The following is a 16113-nucleotide window of genomic DNA, read 5'->3' as shown; positions in this document are numbered from 1 at the left end:
GCTGGCGTCCCGGGCATGGCGCTTATTCCAGACGGGTGGGCGGGCAAGCGGCCAAGGGCCGCGTCGATAGCCGTGCATTGTATCGGTCCGCCGGGCGCCACGCGAAACCTGTCGCGTCAAATACTTGGCAAGCCCGGGCGAAGCTGGGAGACTCCCCGCCCATGAAGGGGATTTTGGGGATCGCCGTCGTTCTGGCTGCTGCATTGGTCGCTTTGCCGGCCAGTGCCGGCACGCTGTACAAGTGTATCGGCAGCGACGGCGTCCCGAACTACGTCAACAAGCGTATCGGCGGCGCCAGCTGCAGCGTGGTCAGTAGTTACCGGCCTTCGCCGCAGGCCCCGCGGCGTGTCGTTGCCGCCCCCATCCCGGCACCGCTGGCGGTAAGCAATGCCGTGCCGGCCGAGCGCAGCCCGGCGGCGGTGGCCGCCCAGGCCGCGCCGACCGCCGTAGCAGCCAGCCCCGCGCCTGCCCCGGTGGGGCGTGCCCAGCGGGTGGTCAGTGGTCAGGTCTACGCCTACATGAAGGACGGCGTGCGCCACTACACCAGCACCCGGCCTGCCCAGGTGGCCAATGTCGGTGCGGTACGGACCATCCAGTACAGCTATATCGAACGCTGCTTCGCCTGCGGTGTGAATTCGACGGTCAATTTCGGCTCGGTACGCCTGAACACGCAGGCCTACAACACCGAGATCAGCGCCGCCGCCCGCGAGTTCGGGGTGGAAGAGGCGGTGGTGCGCGCCATCATCCATGCCGAGTCGGCGTTCAACCCGACCGCGCTCAGCCGCGCCGGTGCGCAGGGACTGATGCAGCTGATGCCGGCGACCGCCCGCCGCTTCGGGGTGTCCGACTCCTATGATGCTGGCCAGAACATCCGTGGCGGCGTGCAGTACCTGTCATGGTTGTTGCGCCGTTTCAACGGCAATCTGACCCTCGCCGCGGCCGGTTACAACGCTGGCGAGGGCGCCGTGGACCGTCACGGCGGGGTGCCTCCCTACAAGGAGACCCAGTATTACGTGCAGCGTGTGGCCCAGTTGGCCGACCGTTATCGGGGCGAGCAGGCAAGTCGCCAGTAGCCCTTCCGATTGTGCTGCGGCAGGCCGTGACAAATTCCGCGGCTTGGTGTTTGATCGCGTTGTGCGAGCGTTAAGCGTTCCGCTACACTCGGGAACGATTCGATTCAAAGCGGACTGGCCCCCACCAGGCCGCTGGCAGCCTCTAGCTACCTAATCAATTCGGAGTGCCGGATGGCCAACGATGGGGTAAACGATCCAGTCAACACCGGACGTCGGCGGTTTTTGACAGCTACCACGGCCGTGGTAGGAGCAGTCGGCGTCGGCTTCGCAGCGGTACCGTTCATCAAGTCATGGAACCCCAGCGCCCGTGCCAAATTGGCCGGTGCCCCGGTGACCGCCGACATCAGCGCCCTGCAGGAAGGCCAACGCCTGATCCTGGAATGGCGCGGCCAACCCATCTGGATCGTCAAACGATCCAAGGCCATCCTCGAGGCATTGCCCGGGCTGGATGGACGGCTGAAGGACCCGGAATCCGGCAACAAGGACCAGCAGCCGGATTACGTGCTAAAGGCCAATCCCGAATACCGCTCGATCAAGCCGGACATTTCCGTGCTGGTGGGCCTGTGTACCCATCTTGGCTGTTCGCCGGAGATGGTGGCCGAGATCCGCCCTGAGCCCTATGACGCGCAATGGAAGGGCGGTTACTTCTGCCCCTGCCACAAATCGCGCTTCGACATGTCCGGTCGTGTGTTCCAGGACGTGCCGGCACCGATCAACCTGTTGGTGCCACCGCACCATTACGTGGATGACAACACCATCGTCATCGGCGTCGATCCGCAGGGGGCAGCCTGATCATGGCCGACAATATCCTTACCCGTACCGCCACCGGCGTGGCCAATTGGGTCAATGAGCGTGCGCCTGGGCTGATGCCGGTCTACCGCAAGCACGTCAGCGAGTACTACGCACCGAAGAATTTCAACTTCTGGTACTACTTCGGCTCGCTGGCGCTGGTGATCCTGGTCAACCAGATCCTCACAGGCATCTTCCTGACCATGCACTTCAAGCCGAGTGCGGCTGAAGCGTTCGCATCGGTCGAGTACATCATGCGCGACGTGGAGTGGGGCTGGCTGATCCGCTACATGCACAGCACTGGCGCCTCGCTGTTCTTCATCGTGGTCTATCTGCACATGTTCCGCGGCTTGATGTACGGCAGTTACAAGAAGCCGCGCGAGCTGGTGTGGATCCTGGGCATGCTGATCTACCTGGTACTGATGGCAGAAGCCTTCATGGGCTATGTGCTGCCCTGGGGCCAGATGTCGTTCTGGGGCGCCAAGGTGATCATCTCGCTGTTCGGTGCCATCCCGGTGATCGGCAACGGCCTGACCGAGTGGATCATGGGCGACTACCTGCCCGGTGATGCCACCCTCAACCGCTTCTTCGCCCTGCACGTGATCGCCATGCCGCTGGTGCTGTTGCTGCTGGTGGTGCTGCACTTGGGTGCATTGCATGAAGTAGGGTCCAACAACCCGGATGGCGTGGAGATCAAGAAGGGGCCCAAGGGCAACCGCTGGTCACCGACCGCACCGACCGATGGCATCCCTTTCCACCCGTATTACACGGTCAAGGACATGGTGGGCGTCGGCTTCCTGCTGATGATTGCCGCTTTCATCATCTTCTTCGCGCCCGGCTTCGGTGGCCTGTTCCTGGAGCATGACAATTTCACCGAGGCCAACCGCCTGGTGACCCCGGAGCACATCAAGCCGGTCTGGTACTACACGCCGTATTACGCGATGTTGCGCGTGGTGCCGAACAAGCTGGGCGGTGTGATCGTGATGTTCTCGGCGATCGCCATCCTGTTCCTGGTGCCGTGGCTGGACAAGGCCAAGGTCAAGTCGATCCGCTACCGTGGTCTCATCTCCAAGGTGATGCTGGGCGTGCTGGCGGTGTGCTTCGTGTGGCTGGGCGTGATCGGCTCGGGCCCTGGCACCGCGATCTGGGAAACCTGGGTGGGGCGCGTGCTGACCTTCCTGTACTTCGCCTTCTTCATCACCATGCCTGTCTGGACGCGGATTGACAGCGCCAAGCAGGTACCGGACCGGGTGACGACGCATGACTGACAAATGGATTGTGCGGTGGGCACTGGCCGCCGCGATGTTGTTCTGCGCCCCGGTGTTTGCTGCCGAAGGCGGCGCGTTGATGCAGGCGGGCAACGACCTGGGTGATCGTGCCTCGCTGCAGCGCGGTGCCCAGGCCTACATGAGCTACTGCTCGGGCTGCCACTCGCTCAAGTACCTGCGTTATTCGCGCATGGCCGATGATCTGGGGCTGACCGAGCAGCAGGTGATGGACAACCTGAACTTCACCGGCGCAGCCTTTGGTGAGCAGATCCAGGTGGCCATGCCGCATGACGAGGCGACCAAGTGGTTCGGCAAGATGCCGCCGGACCTGAGCCTGATTTCGCGGGTGCGGGGCAGCGACTGGGTCTACAGCTACCTCAAATCGTTCTACGTGGACGAGTCGCGGCCGCTGGGCTGGAACAACAAGGTGTTCCCGAACGCCTCGATGCCCAACCCGTTGTGGGAATTGCAGGGCCTGCAACATGCCATCCATGGCAAGGCCGAGCAGGAAGGTATCGATCCGCCGGTGGTCGCGCTGAAGGTCGAGCGCCCCGGCAAGGTGGACGCGCGTGCGTACGACCAGACGGTGCGTGACATCACCAACTTCCTGGAGTACGCCGGTGAGCCGGCCGCGCTGAAGCGGCAGAGTCTGGGTGTGTGGGTGGTGCTGTTTCTGGCGCTGCTCACCTTCCTTGCTTACCTGGTCAAGACCGAGTACTGGAAGGACGTTCACTAAGGCGATTGCATCGCTTTAACCCCGGGGTGGGCGTAGGGTCTTGGCAACTACGCCCGTCGGTTGGCACACTCGGGGTGACCGTGGCGACCGTCGGCAATGGGTCGACGGGGCCGTAAGGCCGGCGGATTCCGGCCGTTGGAGAGCCCTTGATGGCGGCGAGTGTGCGTATGCGTAATACCCTGACTTTGTTCTCTGCCAACGACGATGTCCTTTGTCATCGCGTGCGGCTGGTGCTGGCGGCCAAGGGCGTGAACTACGACCTGGTGCCGGTTGATGCGCAGAATCCGCCGGAAGACCTGATCGACCTCAATCCTTACCACTCGGTGCCGACCCTGGTTGAGCGTGAGCTGGTGCTGTATGCGGCATCGGTGGTCAGTGAATACCTGGACGAGCGCTATCCGCACCCGCCGCTGATGCCGGTGGACCCGCTGTCGCGGGCGCGCCTGCGCCTGGCCATGTTGCGCATCGAGCACGACTGGGTGCCTCAGGTGCAGGCCATCCAGCTGGGCAACAAGACCCAGTCCGAGGCCGGCCGCAAGCGATTGAAGGAACTGGTGGCGCAATCGGTGCCGCTGTTCAAGGCCAGCAAGTTCTTCCTCAATCCCGAAATGAGCCTGGCAGACTGTGCGATGGCGCCCATCATCTGGCGTCTGGAGTCGTTGGGGGTGGCATTGCCGAAGGACGGCAAGGCCATCGAGGACTATGGCAACCGCATCTTCCGCAACCCGGGTTTCATCCGCAGCCTGACCGACCAGGAAAAGAAGCTGCGCGAGTTGCCGGTCTAGTCGGCGCCTGCTGCTGTATGCCGACTTATCGATTGCCGCCTGCGGGCGGTGATCGGGCAGCAATGCCGCGTACACTTGGCGCATGACTGAAGAAATTTTCCGGATGAGCAGCCATCGGCCCTACCTGCTGCGCGCATTGGTGGAGTGGATCAACGACAACGGCATGACCCCGCACCTGATGGTGGATGCCGGCGTGCCGGGGGTGCAGGTTCCTGCCAGTGCGATCAAGGAAGAGCGTGTGGTGCTGAATATCGCCGAGCGTGCGGTGGTGGGCCTGCATATCGACAACGAATACGTCAGTTTCACTGCACGTTTTGGTGGCACCAGTTTTCCGGTGAACGTGCCGATTGCCGCGGTGCTGGCGGTTTATGCGCGCGAGACCGGGCAGGGCATGGCATTGCCGGACGACATCCCCGGCACCGAGCCGCTGCCGGGTGACGATGACGATACGCCGCCACCGAGCGCGCCGGAGCCGCCTGCTGCGGGCAAGCGCCCGTTCCTGAGGGTGGTGAAGTAAAAACCGCAACCGCCGCCGCAAGGCGGCGGTGTTGTTTTGCGCCTTGCTCCATCCAAACGGGGGCAGGGCTGGAGATTTTTGCAGCGTTGGGGCCTGGCCCGTTCTCCGGCTTGCACAGCTGCCGCCGCTGCCGGTGCCCAGCATCTGCTCCCATTTGCGGCGTAGGCGGGGCGTGCGAGCAATCGCGGTTCACATCTGGCGTGTCGCCCCGTGTGCTGCGCGGAATGGGGCCGCGGCGGGGCTCTGCACCCCGTAATGCCGCAGCTTATGCGGCTCCTGTCCGCTGCTTAGATGTCCTCGGCCTCTTCGGTGCTTTGCCGCAGTCGGCCGATCTGCGCAGCCGCAGGGCCGCTGAAGGACACCAGCTCGCGGCCGCGCAACACCATCCGTCCGGTGTGCCGGTCAACCCCGTCGTACGAGTAGTCGAAGCGGAAGCTGCGCTCGAAGCCCAGCCAGCCATTGGGCAGGCGGCACAGGCGCAGGCCAGTGGCATGCACCCTCTGGTCCAGCCACTGCACATCGGCTGCGCGGCAGGCATTGCGTCCAAGCTCGGTGGCGCGATCCGCTGCGGCCCGGGAACGGTCCCAGAACGCAAAGCCGATGGCGCCGACAATCATCAGGATAAGCAGGGTAGGCATGCCGCCACTTTAGGGTATCGCCCCTGCTTTTTGGGCGGCCCTGTATTGCGGCAACAGATGCTGCCGATCAGCGGGTCGGCGGAGCCGGTTCGTCCGGTGGCGGTGGCAAGGGGGCGGTTGAGTTGAAAACCGGGGTGGGTGCCGCCACCGGCGCGCTGGCGGTGAGCTTCAACAGGGCAGCCCAATCCTGCCGATTGAGATTGCACTCCTCCTCGTGGCCGGGCGAGCAGCCCAGTTCAACGGCCGAGGCCTGCGGCTTGGGCTCGCTGGCCTTGGGGAGTTCCAGCAGACCGGTACGGTCCAGGGTCAGCTTGCGCATCACCACGCTGTTGGCGACGTTGCCGCCTACCAGGTAGAGCGTACGGTCACCGCCCATGTTGGCACTCACCACGATTTCGCAATGTGACTTCCAATTGCCGGTGCGGCCGCTGCCCAGTGCCTGTACCAGGCCGGTGTAGTTCAGGGTGCTGCTGCGGTCGCGCAGGAAGCACAGCATGTCGCCTGGCGTCGGCTTTTCCAGCGCGGGATCTGCAAGCCGGTAAGGCGTGCCATTGGCACCGCCCTGGTAGGCGGCGCGGATGTAGTCGATATGGCGCGGCGAGCGTACGAAGCCGGGTACGCCGGCGCGGGTCATTACCCAGGAAATGAATGCTGCGGACCAGGGGTTGTCGATCAGGAACGCGCGACAGTCGCTATCGGTGTACCGGTTGCCGGCAGGCTGCATGCAACTGGATGCCCCAGGGATGGCGCCCATCGCACCCAGAGTGCCGCTGTCGCGCCAGTAACCGGCAACGCGCTGCCAAGCGATCAGCCCGTTGTCGGCCAGGTGTTCGGCTTCTGCTTCCGTTACGCCCAGGCTGGCGATGCGGCCGTCGCGATCGATGAACGGCCGGTACCAGAGGCGGTGTTCGTCACAGGCGGCGCGAACAACGGCTTTGCTTGTCTCGCTGAGGCCAAAGCGTGGTGGAATGTCACAGGCTTCGACGGCGTGGGCGGCAAACGCCGGGGCGAACAAGGTGAGGCCGCACAACAGGTAGCGGTAAGCCACGGCAAACTCCGCAGGGGGATGGGGCAGTGTCGCAGCAGGGGCTGTATGCGGGCCGTGAGTCAGGCCGGCGGCGGCCCCAGCTTCAACGACAGGTCGATGGCTTGTACATGTTTGGTCAGGCCGCCGATGGAAATGCAGTCCACCCCGTCCTCGGCGATGCTGCGCAGACTGGTCAGGTCGACGCTGCCGGACACTTCCAGCGGTATGCGGCCGGCGGCGATGCGCACCGCATCGCGGCGCATGGCCGGGCTGAAGTCGTCGATGAGGATCCTTTCGCAGCCGGCAACCAAGGCTTCCTCCAACTGCGCCAGCTCCTCGACCTCGACCACCAGGGGCAGGCGCGGTTGCTGGGCACGGGCGGCCTGCACCGCAGCGGTCAACGAGCCGGCCGCGCGGATATGGTTTTCCTTCAGCATCACCGTGTCGAACAGGCCGATGCGGTGGTTGTCGCCACCGCCGCAGCGCACCGCGTATTTCTGCGCCAGGCGCAGGCCGGGCAGGGTCTTGCGGGTGTCCAGGATGCGCGCCCTGGTGCCGGCCACGGCCGCGACGTAACGCGCGGTGGTGGTGGCGGTGCCGGACAGGGTCTGCAGGAAGTTCAGCGAGGTCCGTTCGGCGCTGACCAGGCTGCGGCTGCGCCCGGCCAGGGTGGCCAGCACGGTGCCAGCCTTGACGTGGTCACCTTCCAGTACCCGCCAGTGGATCTGCACCTGCGGGTCCAACGCACGGTGGGTGGCGTCGAACCAGGGTCGGCCGGCGACTACCGCATCCTGCTTGCACAGCAGGTAGGCGATATCGTCGTTGTCCGGCAGCAGCGCGGCAGTGACATCGCCGCTGCCGATGTCTTCGGCCAGGGCGCGCGCGACGTCGGCGTCGATCAACTCCTGGGCAGGGGCCTGCGGCGGATGCGGCAGCATCACTTGGCCGGGAAGTCGGTGATCTGGGCGGTGGCAATGGCCTCGTCGGCCAACAGCACCGGGATGCCGTCATCCACGCGATACACCAGCTTGCGGTCGGCAGTGATCAGTGCCTCGCGCAGCGACTGCGCCTGGGGGCTGCCGTCGGCGCGGGTGATGCCGCCGGTGCCGATGGCGCGGTTGAGCGCGTCCAGGCCAGTACTTTCCAGCAGCGCCAGTGGCTGGCGGGTATCGGGGGAGACGAGCAGGTCGAGCAGTTTGCGGTCCATCAGTTCGTGGTCTTGCCGGGAAGACGGCTAGAATACGTCTTTGCAGCAGGTGACGGCCAATGACCCCCAACCACCCCGCGCCGCTAGTCGGCATCGTGATGGGTTCCCGCTCCGACTGGGAAACCATGCAACACGCCGCCCAGAAGCTTGATGCTCTGGGCGTGCCCTATGAAGTGAAGGTTGTTTCGGCGCACCGCACGCCGGACGTTCTGTTCAGCTATGCCGAACAGGCCGGCCTGCGCGGCCTGCGCGCGATCATTGCCGGTGCCGGCGGTGCAGCGCACCTGCCGGGCATGCTGGCGGCCAAGACCGCGGTGCCGGTGCTGGGTGTGCCGGTGCAGTCCAAGGCGCTCAACGGCATGGATTCGCTGCTGTCCATCGTGCAGATGCCGGCCGGCATCCCGGTGGCCACGTTTGCCATCGGCAACGCCGGTGCCTCCAATGCGGGTCTGTTCGCCGCGGCCATGCTGGCCCCGGCCGAACCGCAGATCGGTGCCGCGCTGGAGCAGTTCCGCACCCGTCAGACCGATGACGTGATGGCCAGCGACGATCCGCGTCTATGACCACGGTCGGCATTCTGGGTGGCGGGCAGTTGGCCCGCATGATGGTCCTGGCCGGCGCGCCGCTGGGCTTGCGCTTCGTGGTGTTCGACCCGGCCGCCGATGCCTGTGCCGGCCAGGTGGCGCCGTTGCAGGTAGGGGCGTTTGACGACCATGCTGCCTTGGCCGAGTTCGCTGCCAAGGTGGACGTGATCACCTTCGATTTCGAGAACGTGCCGGCGGCCAGTGCACGCTGGTTGGCTGAGCGGCGGCCGGTGTATCCCAATCCTGCCGCACTGGCCGTGGCGCAGGACCGGCTCAGCGAGAAAACCCTGTTCCAGGAACTGGGCATTCCGCTGCCGCCGTTTGCCGACATCGACAGCCGTGAGGCCTTGGCGGCGCGGGTGGCCGAGTTCGGTACCCCCTGCATCCTCAAGACCCGGCGTCTGGGTTACGACGGCAAGGGGCAGTTCCGCATCCGCAGCCAGGCCGATATCGATGCCGCCTGGCAGGCGCTGGGTGCGCAGGCCGGGAGGACCGGGCTGATCCTCGAGGGCTTCGTTGCCTTTGATCGGGAAGTCAGCGTGGTGGCCGTACGCGGTCGCGGCGGTGAGTTCCGCGCCTGGCCGCTGACCGGCAACTGGCACGTGGACGGGGTGCTCTCCGCCAGCTTGGCCCCGGCCGAGGTGACACCGGCGCAGCAGGCCACGGCCATCGACTATGCGCGTCGGGTCGGCGAGCACCTGGGCTACGTTGGCGTGTTCGCGCTGGAGCTGTTCTGTCGCGGCGATGAACTGCTGGCCAATGAGATGGCACCGCGGGTGCACAACTCCGGCCACTGGACCAGCGATGGTGCCGAGACCTCGCAGTTCGAAAACCATGTGCGTGCCGTGTTGGGCCTGCCGCTGGGCGACACCTGCGCATTGGGCCACGCCAGCATGCTGAACTGGTTGGGACAGATGCCCGATGCCAAGCCGGTGCTGGCTGAGGCTGCCGGTCATTGGCACGACTATGGCAAGCAGCCGCGCGAGGGCCGCAAGGTCGGCCATGCCAACCTGCGGGCCGATACCCCGCTGGCCCTCGTCGAGGCGCTGCAGCGGGTCGGCGATGCGCTGGGCCGGCAGGCGCAGGTGGCGCCGGTGGTGGAAGCACTGCGTCGCACCGGCATGACGCCGGGCTAAGCAATGCAGGCGTAAGGTTCTCCGGTCCCAACCGGAGAACCGCCATGCTTGACTGGAATGACTATCGGCGTGAGCTGAAGGGCCGCATTGGCGAATTCGGCAAATTGTCGCCCGACACCCTCAAGGGCTATCTGACGCTGAGCGGTGCAGGTGCGCAGACCAACCACCTGGATGGCAAGACCCGTGAACTGATCGCGTTGGCGGTGGCAGTGACCACGCGCTGCGATGGCTGTATCACCACCCATGTGGATGCCGCGCTGAAGCAGGGCGCCAGCCGCGAGGAAATTTCCGAGGCGCTGGGTGTGGCGGTGGCCCTCAATGCCGGCGCGGCCATGGTGTATTCAGCCCGGGTGCTGGACGCGGTGGCGGCGCACGGCTGAACGCCGCAGAAAAGGGCGTGCAGCGGCCGCGATTGCCTCTGTACGTGGCGCTTGCGCAAAGTGCGCAGGTGCCAGCCGCGTCTTTGCGTGTGGTGCAGGTGTTACTGCAGCTGCGCGGCGGCGAAGTCCCAGTTCACCAGCTTCCAGAAGCCTTGCAGATAGCGCGCACGGTCGTTCTGGTAGTCGGTGTAGTACGCATGCTCCCATACATCGCAGACCAGCAGCGGCGTACTGTCGCCGGTCAAGGGGGTGTTGGCGTTGCGGGTGGTGACCACGGCAAGCTTGCCGTCCGGGTGCTGCACCAGCCAGACCCAGCCGGAGCCGAAGAGGGCCAGTGCGGCACGATTGAACTCCTCGCGCAGCTTCTGCACGTCACCGAACTGGCGGTTGATCAACTCGGCAAGTGCACCGTGCGGCTCGCCGCCTGCGCGCGGGTGCAGGCATTGCCAGAAGAATCCGTGATTCCAGGCCTGGGCGGCGGCGTTGAACAGGCTGCCTTGGCTGTGCTGCACGATTTCCTCCAGCGTGGCCTCGGCCAGCTCGGTACCGGCAATGCGCGCATTGACCGTGTCCACGTAGCCGCGGTGATGGCGGCCATGGTGCAGGTCCAGGGTCTCGGCGGAAATGTGCGGTTGCAGCGCGTTGCGGGAGTAGGGCAGCTCAGGCAGTTCGAGGGGCATGGGGCATTCTTTTTCGTGGCAGGGCGCCGGGAATCGGTCGGCTCGGCTTACAATTGCCGACCACGGGAAAGTCTATCCGACCAGGACGGGCCGTTCTTTCGCAATTGGGAGAATTCGAATGCCGGTGATGGAACAAATCCAGGCCGAGGTGGAGCACAACCCCCTCGTCCTGTTCATGAAGGGCACGCCGCAGTACCCGATGTGTGGTTTTTCCAGCCGCGCCGTACAGGCCCTGCTGGCGGCCGGTGCAGCCAACCTGCGCACGGTGAACGTGCTGGAGTTCCCGGAAGTGCGCGCCAACCTGCCGCGTTTTTCCAACCTGCCGACCTTCCCGCAGTTTTTCATGCACGGTGAGCTCATTGGCGGCTGCGACATCATCCTGGAGCTGCTGGAGTCCGGCGAGCTCAAGCGCATCGTCGCCGAGGCGGGTCAGGCGTGAGTGCGCAGCCCCGGGCTGTCACAGGGGCCGACCTGACCGGTCGGGTGATTCTGATTGCCGGCGCTGCCGGTGGCCTGGGGGCCGCGGCGACCCGCGCCTGCACTGCCGCCGGTGCGACGGTGGTGATGCTTGGGCGCAAGGTGGCCAAGCTCAATCGCGTCTATGACAGTGCCGCCCAGTTGGGCGCGGAGCCGCTGCTGTATCCGCTGGATCTGGAAGGTGCCAGCCCGGACGACTACGCCGCCCTGGCCGAGCGTCTGCAGGCTGAGCTGGGGCAGCTCGACGGCATCTTGCATTGTGCCGCCGACTTTGCCGGGCTTACCCCGTTCGCATTGGGCGACCCGGCCGCATTCGCCCGCGCCATCCATGTCAACCTGACCGCCCGTGCCTGGCTTACCCAGGCCTGCCTGCCGCTGTTGCGTCAGCGCGAGGACGCGGCGGTGGTGTTTGCCCTGGATGACCCGCAGCGGGTGGGGCAGGCCTATTGGGGCGGCTACGGCGTGGCCCAGTATGGGCTGCGTGGGCTGATCCAGAGCCTGCACCATGAGCTGGGCAATGGCCCGGTCCGCATCAGTGGCCTGCAGCCCGGGCCGATGCGAACCGGCCTGCGCGCGCGTGCTTATACCCACGAAGAAGACGCCGCGCCGGTGGATCCGGCCGGCTATGCCGATGCCTGCGTACAGCTGCTGTCTGCAGCCGGGGCAGTCTGGCGCGGCAAGGTGATGGATCTCACTGCGTGACCATCCTGTCGGCAGCGCTGCTGCTGTTCCTGATCCTGGATCCGCTGGGCAATATCCCGGTGTTCCTGAGCCTGCTCAAGCCATTGCCGCCCAAGCGCCAGCGGGTGGTGCTGGTGCGCGAGCTGCTGATCGCGCTGGCGGTGCTGATGGGCTTCCTGTGGGGCGGCAAGTACGCATTGGAGTTGATGCACCTGCGGCAGGAGTCGGTGGCCATTGCCGGCGGCATCGTGCTGTTCCTGATCGGCATCCGCATGATCTTCCCGCGGCCGGAAGGGCTGATGGGGGCGGTGCCGGACGGTGAGCCCTTCATCGTGCCGATGGCGATCCCGCTGGTGGCCGGCCCGTCGGGAATGGCCGCGGTGATGCTGATGGGCAGCAACGAGCCGGACCGGCTTGCGGACTGGAGCCTGGCATTGCTGTTGGCCTGGGGTGCCACGGCGGCAATCCTGATGTCGGCGACCCTGCTGTACAAGCTGCTCGGGGCGCGCGCGCTGACCGCGCTGGAGCGCCTTATGGGCATGTTGCTCGTCGCGATTTCGGTGCAAATGCTGCTCGACGGGCTGGCGACTTACCTGGGCTCGCTGCCTTAAACGATTGATTTGTCGCTTTTTGTCATGTTGCGGTGCCGCACGGCTGTCTTATTGCAGTCATAAACTGTCATTACCGTGTTAACCTTATCTTAACCGTTGCGGCTGCAACCGCTTCGGAAGGGACCCCCAGATTCAAGACGATCAGGCGCCCGGTTGATCCCGGGGCTGATGGATCGCGTTTTTTCTCAATCGCCAACTCGTATCGAGGCTACCCACAATGAATCACCCTCGCATCCGGATGTCCAAGCTCACCCTTGGTCTCGTCGCCGCTCTTGCGGCCGCGCCGGCTTTCGCCCAGAGCACCTCCGCCGGCGTCGGCGGCCAGGTCACCTCGTCCGCCGGCCAGCCGGTGACTGGTGCCGAAGTCACCATCACCCACGTTGAGTCGGGCACCGTCAGCCGCGCGACCACCGATGCGGCGGGTCGCTACAACGCGCGCGGCCTGCGCGTCGGCGGTCCGTACACCATCACCATCACCAAGCCCGGTGAAGGCACCAAGACCGAAGAAGGCGTCTACCTGAACCTGAACCAGGTCAACACGGTGAATGCCGCGCTGACCGGGGATCTGGCGGCGACCAACCTGGAAGCCGTGCAGGTTCTGGCTGTCGGCGGTGGTTCGGAAATCTTCAGTGCCAACAAGATGGGTACCGGTACCAACGTTACCCGCGAAACGCTGGAAGCGTTGCCCTCTGCCAACCGCAACATCCAGGACTACATCCGTCTGGATCCGCGCATTTCGCAGGTCAGCAAGGCTGACGGTGCGATCTCGGCCGGTGGCCAGAACACCCGTTTCAACGCCATCCGCATCGACGGTATCGGCGCAGGCGACCCGTTCGGCCTGGAGTCCAACAACTTGCCGACCGAGCGTCAGCCGGTATCGATGGACGCCATCCAGGAAATCAACATCGACCTGGCAAACTACGACACCACCATCTACGGTGGTACCGGTGCGGTGATCAACGCCGTGACCAAGTCGGGTACCAATGAATTCCACGGCACCGTCTACGGCTCCTACCGCGACAAGGATATGGTCCGTACCCGTCTGGAAGGCGACAAGGGCGACTTCAACGGCTTCGAGGACGAGAAGACCTACGGCATGACCTTTGGCGGCCCGATCGTCAAGGACAAGCTGTTCTTCTTCGCCAACTACGAAAAGTACGAGCGTTCGGCACCGGGCGTTGCCCTGAGCGACGGTCCGTATGGCAAGGGTTCCATCACCGATGCCGATATCAAGAAAGTGCAGGACTTCATGTCGGCCAAGGGCTATGACGTGGGTGGCCTGAGCGCTCCGGACAACAAGACCGAGATCGAAGAGTACGCGATCAAGCTGGACTGGAACATCAACGAAAACCATCGTGCAGCCCTGCGCTACAACAAGATGGAACAGAACGTGATGCGCTTCCCGGGCCTGGCCTCGAGCACTGTGTCGCTGAGCAACTACTGGTACGGCCAGCCCAAGACCTATGAAACCTGGATGGGTGAATTGTTCTCCGATTGGAGCGAGAACTTCTCCACCGAGTTCAAGATTTCGCACAAGGACTACAGCGCCAACCGCGAGGCCTTGGTTGATCTGCCGTCGATCCGCATCAATGGCTTTGGTAAGAATAATGATGCATTGTTGCTGGGTACCGAACAGAACACGCATGTGAACCTGGTCGAGAGCAAGGAGCTGAGCGCCTTTGGTGCGGCTACCTGGTACGTGGGTGATCACACCGTCAAGTTCGGCTTCGACTACTCTGATAACGATTTGATGAACTTCTATGGCCGTAATCTCAACGGCGTGTACGAATTCTCTGATCTGGAAAGCTTCCTTGCTGGCACCCCGACCCGCTATCAGCTGCGCGCTCCGCGCGAAGGTGGCAGCCGTAGTGATATCCCGGCGGCGTTCAATCTGAAGAACACTGGCCTGTTCGTGCAGGATACCTGGGCGATCAACTACAACCTGAGCCTGATGTTCGGCGTCCGCGTCGACCTGCCGGACTTCAGCGACCAGCGCCTGTACAACCCGCGTATCCAGGAGCTGTACGGATACAACAACACCCAGTTGGTGGATGACAAGCTGGTGCAGCCGCGCGTCGGCTTCAACTACACCTTCGACAGCGACCGTCCGACCCAGCTGCGTGGCGGTATTGGCCTGTTTGGCGGTGCAGCACCGAACGTCTGGCTGGCAGGTGCCTACCAGAACACTGGTCTGAACTACGTCGAGTATGATTTGAAGGACGGCAAAGCCCCGGCATTTGATCCGACCGTTCCGCCTTCTACCGCCGGTCTGACGGCGGGTGCCGGTCGCGCGAATGTTGACATCATTGCTCCGGGTACCAAACTGCCGTCGGTGTGGAAGACCAATCTGGCTTTCGATCATGAGTTGCCTTGGTACGGTATCGTGGCATCGGCCGAATTGCTGTACACCAAGGTCAATGACGCTCTGTACTTCGAACGCTTGGATCTGATGGATCCGACCTACACCGGCACGATGGATGGTCGCGACAACTACTGGAATGCAGCAGGTCTTGACCCCAATAGCGCTGGCCGCTTTGGTATTGAGGCGGGTAAGTACAAGGGTCAGGATTGCGCCAAGGTGTTGACACCGGCGCAGATTGCGGCCGGCATGTGCCCCAGTGCGAAGGGTAATCGTCCTGATGACATCGGCGACGTGATGCTGCTGCGCAACACCGATAAGGGTAGCAGCGTCCAGGCGACCTTCGCGCTGAGCAAGCCGATGAGCGAGAACTGGGGTTGGTCGCTGGGCTACACCTACACCAAGGCCAAGGAAGTCAGCTCGCTGACCAGCTCGCAGAACACCTCGAACTGGAACAACACGCTGATCTTCAATTCCAACGAGAACGTTGCCTATGATTCGCGTTATGCAATCAAGGATCGCGTGACCGGTACCCTGGAGTGGAAGCACGCCTTCTTCGGTGACTACGCCACCCGCGTTGGTCTGTTCTATGAAGGCCGTTCGGGCCGTCCGTTCAGCTATATCTTCTACAACGACGCCAACGGCGACGGTGCCAACACCAACGATCTGTTCTACGTGCCGTCCGGTTACGGCGACGTGCTGTGGACCGGCGGTGCGAAGATGGAGCAGGACTTCTTTGCCTGGTTGGAAAAGAACCCGGATCTGGCGGGTTACAAGGGTCAGGTCGTGCCGGCCAACTCGCACCGTGCGGCGTGGGTCAACAGCTTCGACGTGCGTATCAGCCAGGAATTGCCGGGCTTCTTCAAGGGCCACAAGACCGAGATTGCGCTGGATGTCATGAATATCGGCAACCTGCTCAACAAGAAGTGGGGCCTGATTGATGACTACGGTTTCTACTCGACCCGTCGCATCGCCAACTACGCAGGTATCGACCCGGCAACCGGCAAGTACATCTACAACTTCACCGGTACCACCGACAACGCGTCGATCCAGGAAAACAACAACGACAAGGGCAACACCGCTGTGTCGCGCTGGTCGATGATGCTGAGCCTGAAGTACAAGTTCTGATCGTTTGATTGATCGGATGTAAACCGAAAACGGCCGG

General features: G+C 63.9%; 18 protein-coding genes. 13 read left to right on the top strand and 5 right to left on the bottom strand.

Annotated features, from left to right (window positions below; genetic code table 11):
* Positions 1-161: 161 nt before the first annotated feature.
* The 6 genes from B2527_RS12105 to B2527_RS12080 all read left to right on the top strand — a co-directional run bounded on the left by B2527_RS12105 (position 162) and on the right by B2527_RS12080 (position 5168).
* Positions 162-1073 carry a lytic transglycosylase domain-containing protein gene (locus tag B2527_RS12105; protein WP_293713846.1) on the top strand — a complete coding sequence of 304 codons (912 nt, stop codon included), beginning with the start codon at positions 162-164 and terminating at the stop codon, positions 1071-1073.
* 171 nt (positions 1074-1244) lie between these two features.
* Entirely contained in the window at positions 1245-1865 is a 621-nt protein-coding gene (petA, locus tag B2527_RS12100) for a ubiquinol-cytochrome c reductase iron-sulfur subunit (protein WP_293713844.1), read from the top strand.
* Positions 1866-1867: 2 nt separating this feature from the next.
* The gene (locus B2527_RS12095; RefSeq protein WP_293713842.1) at positions 1868-3130 is read left to right on the top strand and encodes a cytochrome b; all 1263 of its coding nucleotides are present in this window, start codon (positions 1868-1870) and stop codon (positions 3128-3130) included.
* A complete protein-coding gene (locus B2527_RS12090; protein WP_293713840.1) occupies positions 3123-3866 on the top strand; it encodes a cytochrome c1 in 744 nt (247 codons plus the stop codon). Before B2527_RS12095 ends, B2527_RS12090 begins: the two co-directional genes overlap by 8 nt.
* 149 nt (positions 3867-4015) lie before the next feature.
* A complete protein-coding gene (locus B2527_RS12085; protein ID WP_293713838.1) occupies positions 4016-4651 on the top strand; it encodes a glutathione S-transferase N-terminal domain-containing protein in 636 nt (211 codons plus the stop codon).
* An 82-nt stretch (positions 4652-4733) separates the two neighbouring features.
* The gene (locus B2527_RS12080; RefSeq protein WP_293713836.1) at positions 4734-5168 is read left to right on the top strand and encodes a ClpXP protease specificity-enhancing factor; all 435 of its coding nucleotides are present in this window, start codon (positions 4734-4736) and stop codon (positions 5166-5168) included.
* Positions 5169-5455: 287 nt separating this feature from the next.
* On the opposite strand, the gene B2527_RS12075 is transcribed toward B2527_RS12080, so the two are convergent.
* The 4 genes from B2527_RS12075 to B2527_RS12060 form a co-directional block, all read right to left on the bottom strand.
* Positions 5456-5806, bottom strand: coding sequence for a DUF3301 domain-containing protein (locus B2527_RS12075; protein WP_293713834.1), 351 nt, complete (start codon positions 5804-5806; stop codon positions 5456-5458).
* A 67-nt stretch (positions 5807-5873) separates the two neighbouring features.
* The gene (locus B2527_RS12070) at positions 5874-6854 is read right to left on the bottom strand and encodes a DUF2272 domain-containing protein (RefSeq protein ID WP_293713832.1); all 981 of its coding nucleotides are present in this window, start codon (positions 6852-6854) and stop codon (positions 5874-5876) included.
* 59 nt (positions 6855-6913) lie between these two features.
* Positions 6914-7771 carry a carboxylating nicotinate-nucleotide diphosphorylase gene (gene nadC / locus B2527_RS12065; protein ID WP_293713830.1) on the bottom strand — a complete coding sequence of 286 codons (858 nt, stop codon included), beginning with the start codon at positions 7769-7771 and terminating at the stop codon, positions 6914-6916.
* Positions 7771-8040 carry a Trm112 family protein gene (locus B2527_RS12060; RefSeq protein ID WP_293713828.1) on the bottom strand — a complete coding sequence of 90 codons (270 nt, stop codon included), beginning with the start codon at positions 8038-8040 and terminating at the stop codon, positions 7771-7773. The genes nadC and B2527_RS12060 overlap by 1 nt, the downstream gene beginning before the upstream one ends.
* Positions 8041-8099: 59 nt before the next feature.
* On the opposite strand from B2527_RS12060, the gene purE reads away from it, so the two are divergent.
* Genes purE through B2527_RS12045 form a run of 3 tightly spaced genes read left to right on the top strand, consistent with a single transcriptional unit; the run spans position 8100 to position 10140 of the window.
* A complete protein-coding gene (gene purE / locus B2527_RS12055; RefSeq protein WP_293713826.1) occupies positions 8100-8603 on the top strand; it encodes a 5-(carboxyamino)imidazole ribonucleotide mutase in 504 nt (167 codons plus the stop codon).
* A complete protein-coding gene (locus B2527_RS12050; protein ID WP_293713824.1) occupies positions 8600-9760 on the top strand; it encodes a 5-(carboxyamino)imidazole ribonucleotide synthase in 1161 nt (386 codons plus the stop codon). Before purE ends, B2527_RS12050 begins: the two co-directional genes overlap by 4 nt.
* A gap of 44 nt (positions 9761-9804) precedes the next feature.
* The gene (locus tag B2527_RS12045; RefSeq protein ID WP_293713823.1) at positions 9805-10140 is read left to right on the top strand and encodes a carboxymuconolactone decarboxylase family protein; all 336 of its coding nucleotides are present in this window, start codon (positions 9805-9807) and stop codon (positions 10138-10140) included.
* Between the two features lie 101 nt (positions 10141-10241).
* On the opposite strand, the gene B2527_RS12040 is transcribed toward B2527_RS12045, so the two are convergent.
* The gene (locus B2527_RS12040) at positions 10242-10820 is read right to left on the bottom strand and encodes a superoxide dismutase (protein ID WP_293713821.1); all 579 of its coding nucleotides are present in this window, start codon (positions 10818-10820) and stop codon (positions 10242-10244) included.
* Between the two features lie 118 nt (positions 10821-10938).
* Here B2527_RS12040 and grxD point away from each other — a divergent pair, with 118 nt between their 5' ends.
* From grxD to B2527_RS12020, 4 genes are all read left to right on the top strand, one after another.
* On the top strand, positions 10939-11259 hold the full coding sequence (grxD, locus tag B2527_RS12035) for a Grx4 family monothiol glutaredoxin (RefSeq protein WP_293713819.1): 321 nt from the start codon (positions 10939-10941) through the stop codon (positions 11257-11259).
* A complete protein-coding gene (locus tag B2527_RS12030) occupies positions 11256-11999 on the top strand; it encodes an SDR family NAD(P)-dependent oxidoreductase (protein WP_293713817.1) in 744 nt (247 codons plus the stop codon). Before grxD ends, B2527_RS12030 begins: the two co-directional genes overlap by 4 nt.
* Complete coding sequence (locus B2527_RS12025; protein ID WP_293713815.1) at positions 11996-12589, top strand: YhgN family NAAT transporter; 594 nt, start codon at positions 11996-11998, stop codon at positions 12587-12589. The genes B2527_RS12030 and B2527_RS12025 overlap by 4 nt, the downstream gene beginning before the upstream one ends.
* Positions 12590-12806: 217 nt before the next feature.
* Positions 12807-16076, top strand: coding sequence for a TonB-dependent receptor (locus B2527_RS12020; RefSeq protein WP_293713813.1), 3270 nt, complete (start codon positions 12807-12809; stop codon positions 16074-16076).
* The last annotated feature ends 37 nt before the right edge of the window (positions 16077-16113 follow it).

The organism is Stenotrophomonas sp. UBA7606 (genome assembly GCF_002477705.1).
Taxonomy (GTDB): Bacteria; Pseudomonadota; Gammaproteobacteria; order Xanthomonadales; family Xanthomonadaceae; genus Stenotrophomonas.
Note: the sequence above shows the minus strand (reverse complement) of the source record. Positions and strands in the feature narration are given on the sequence as shown.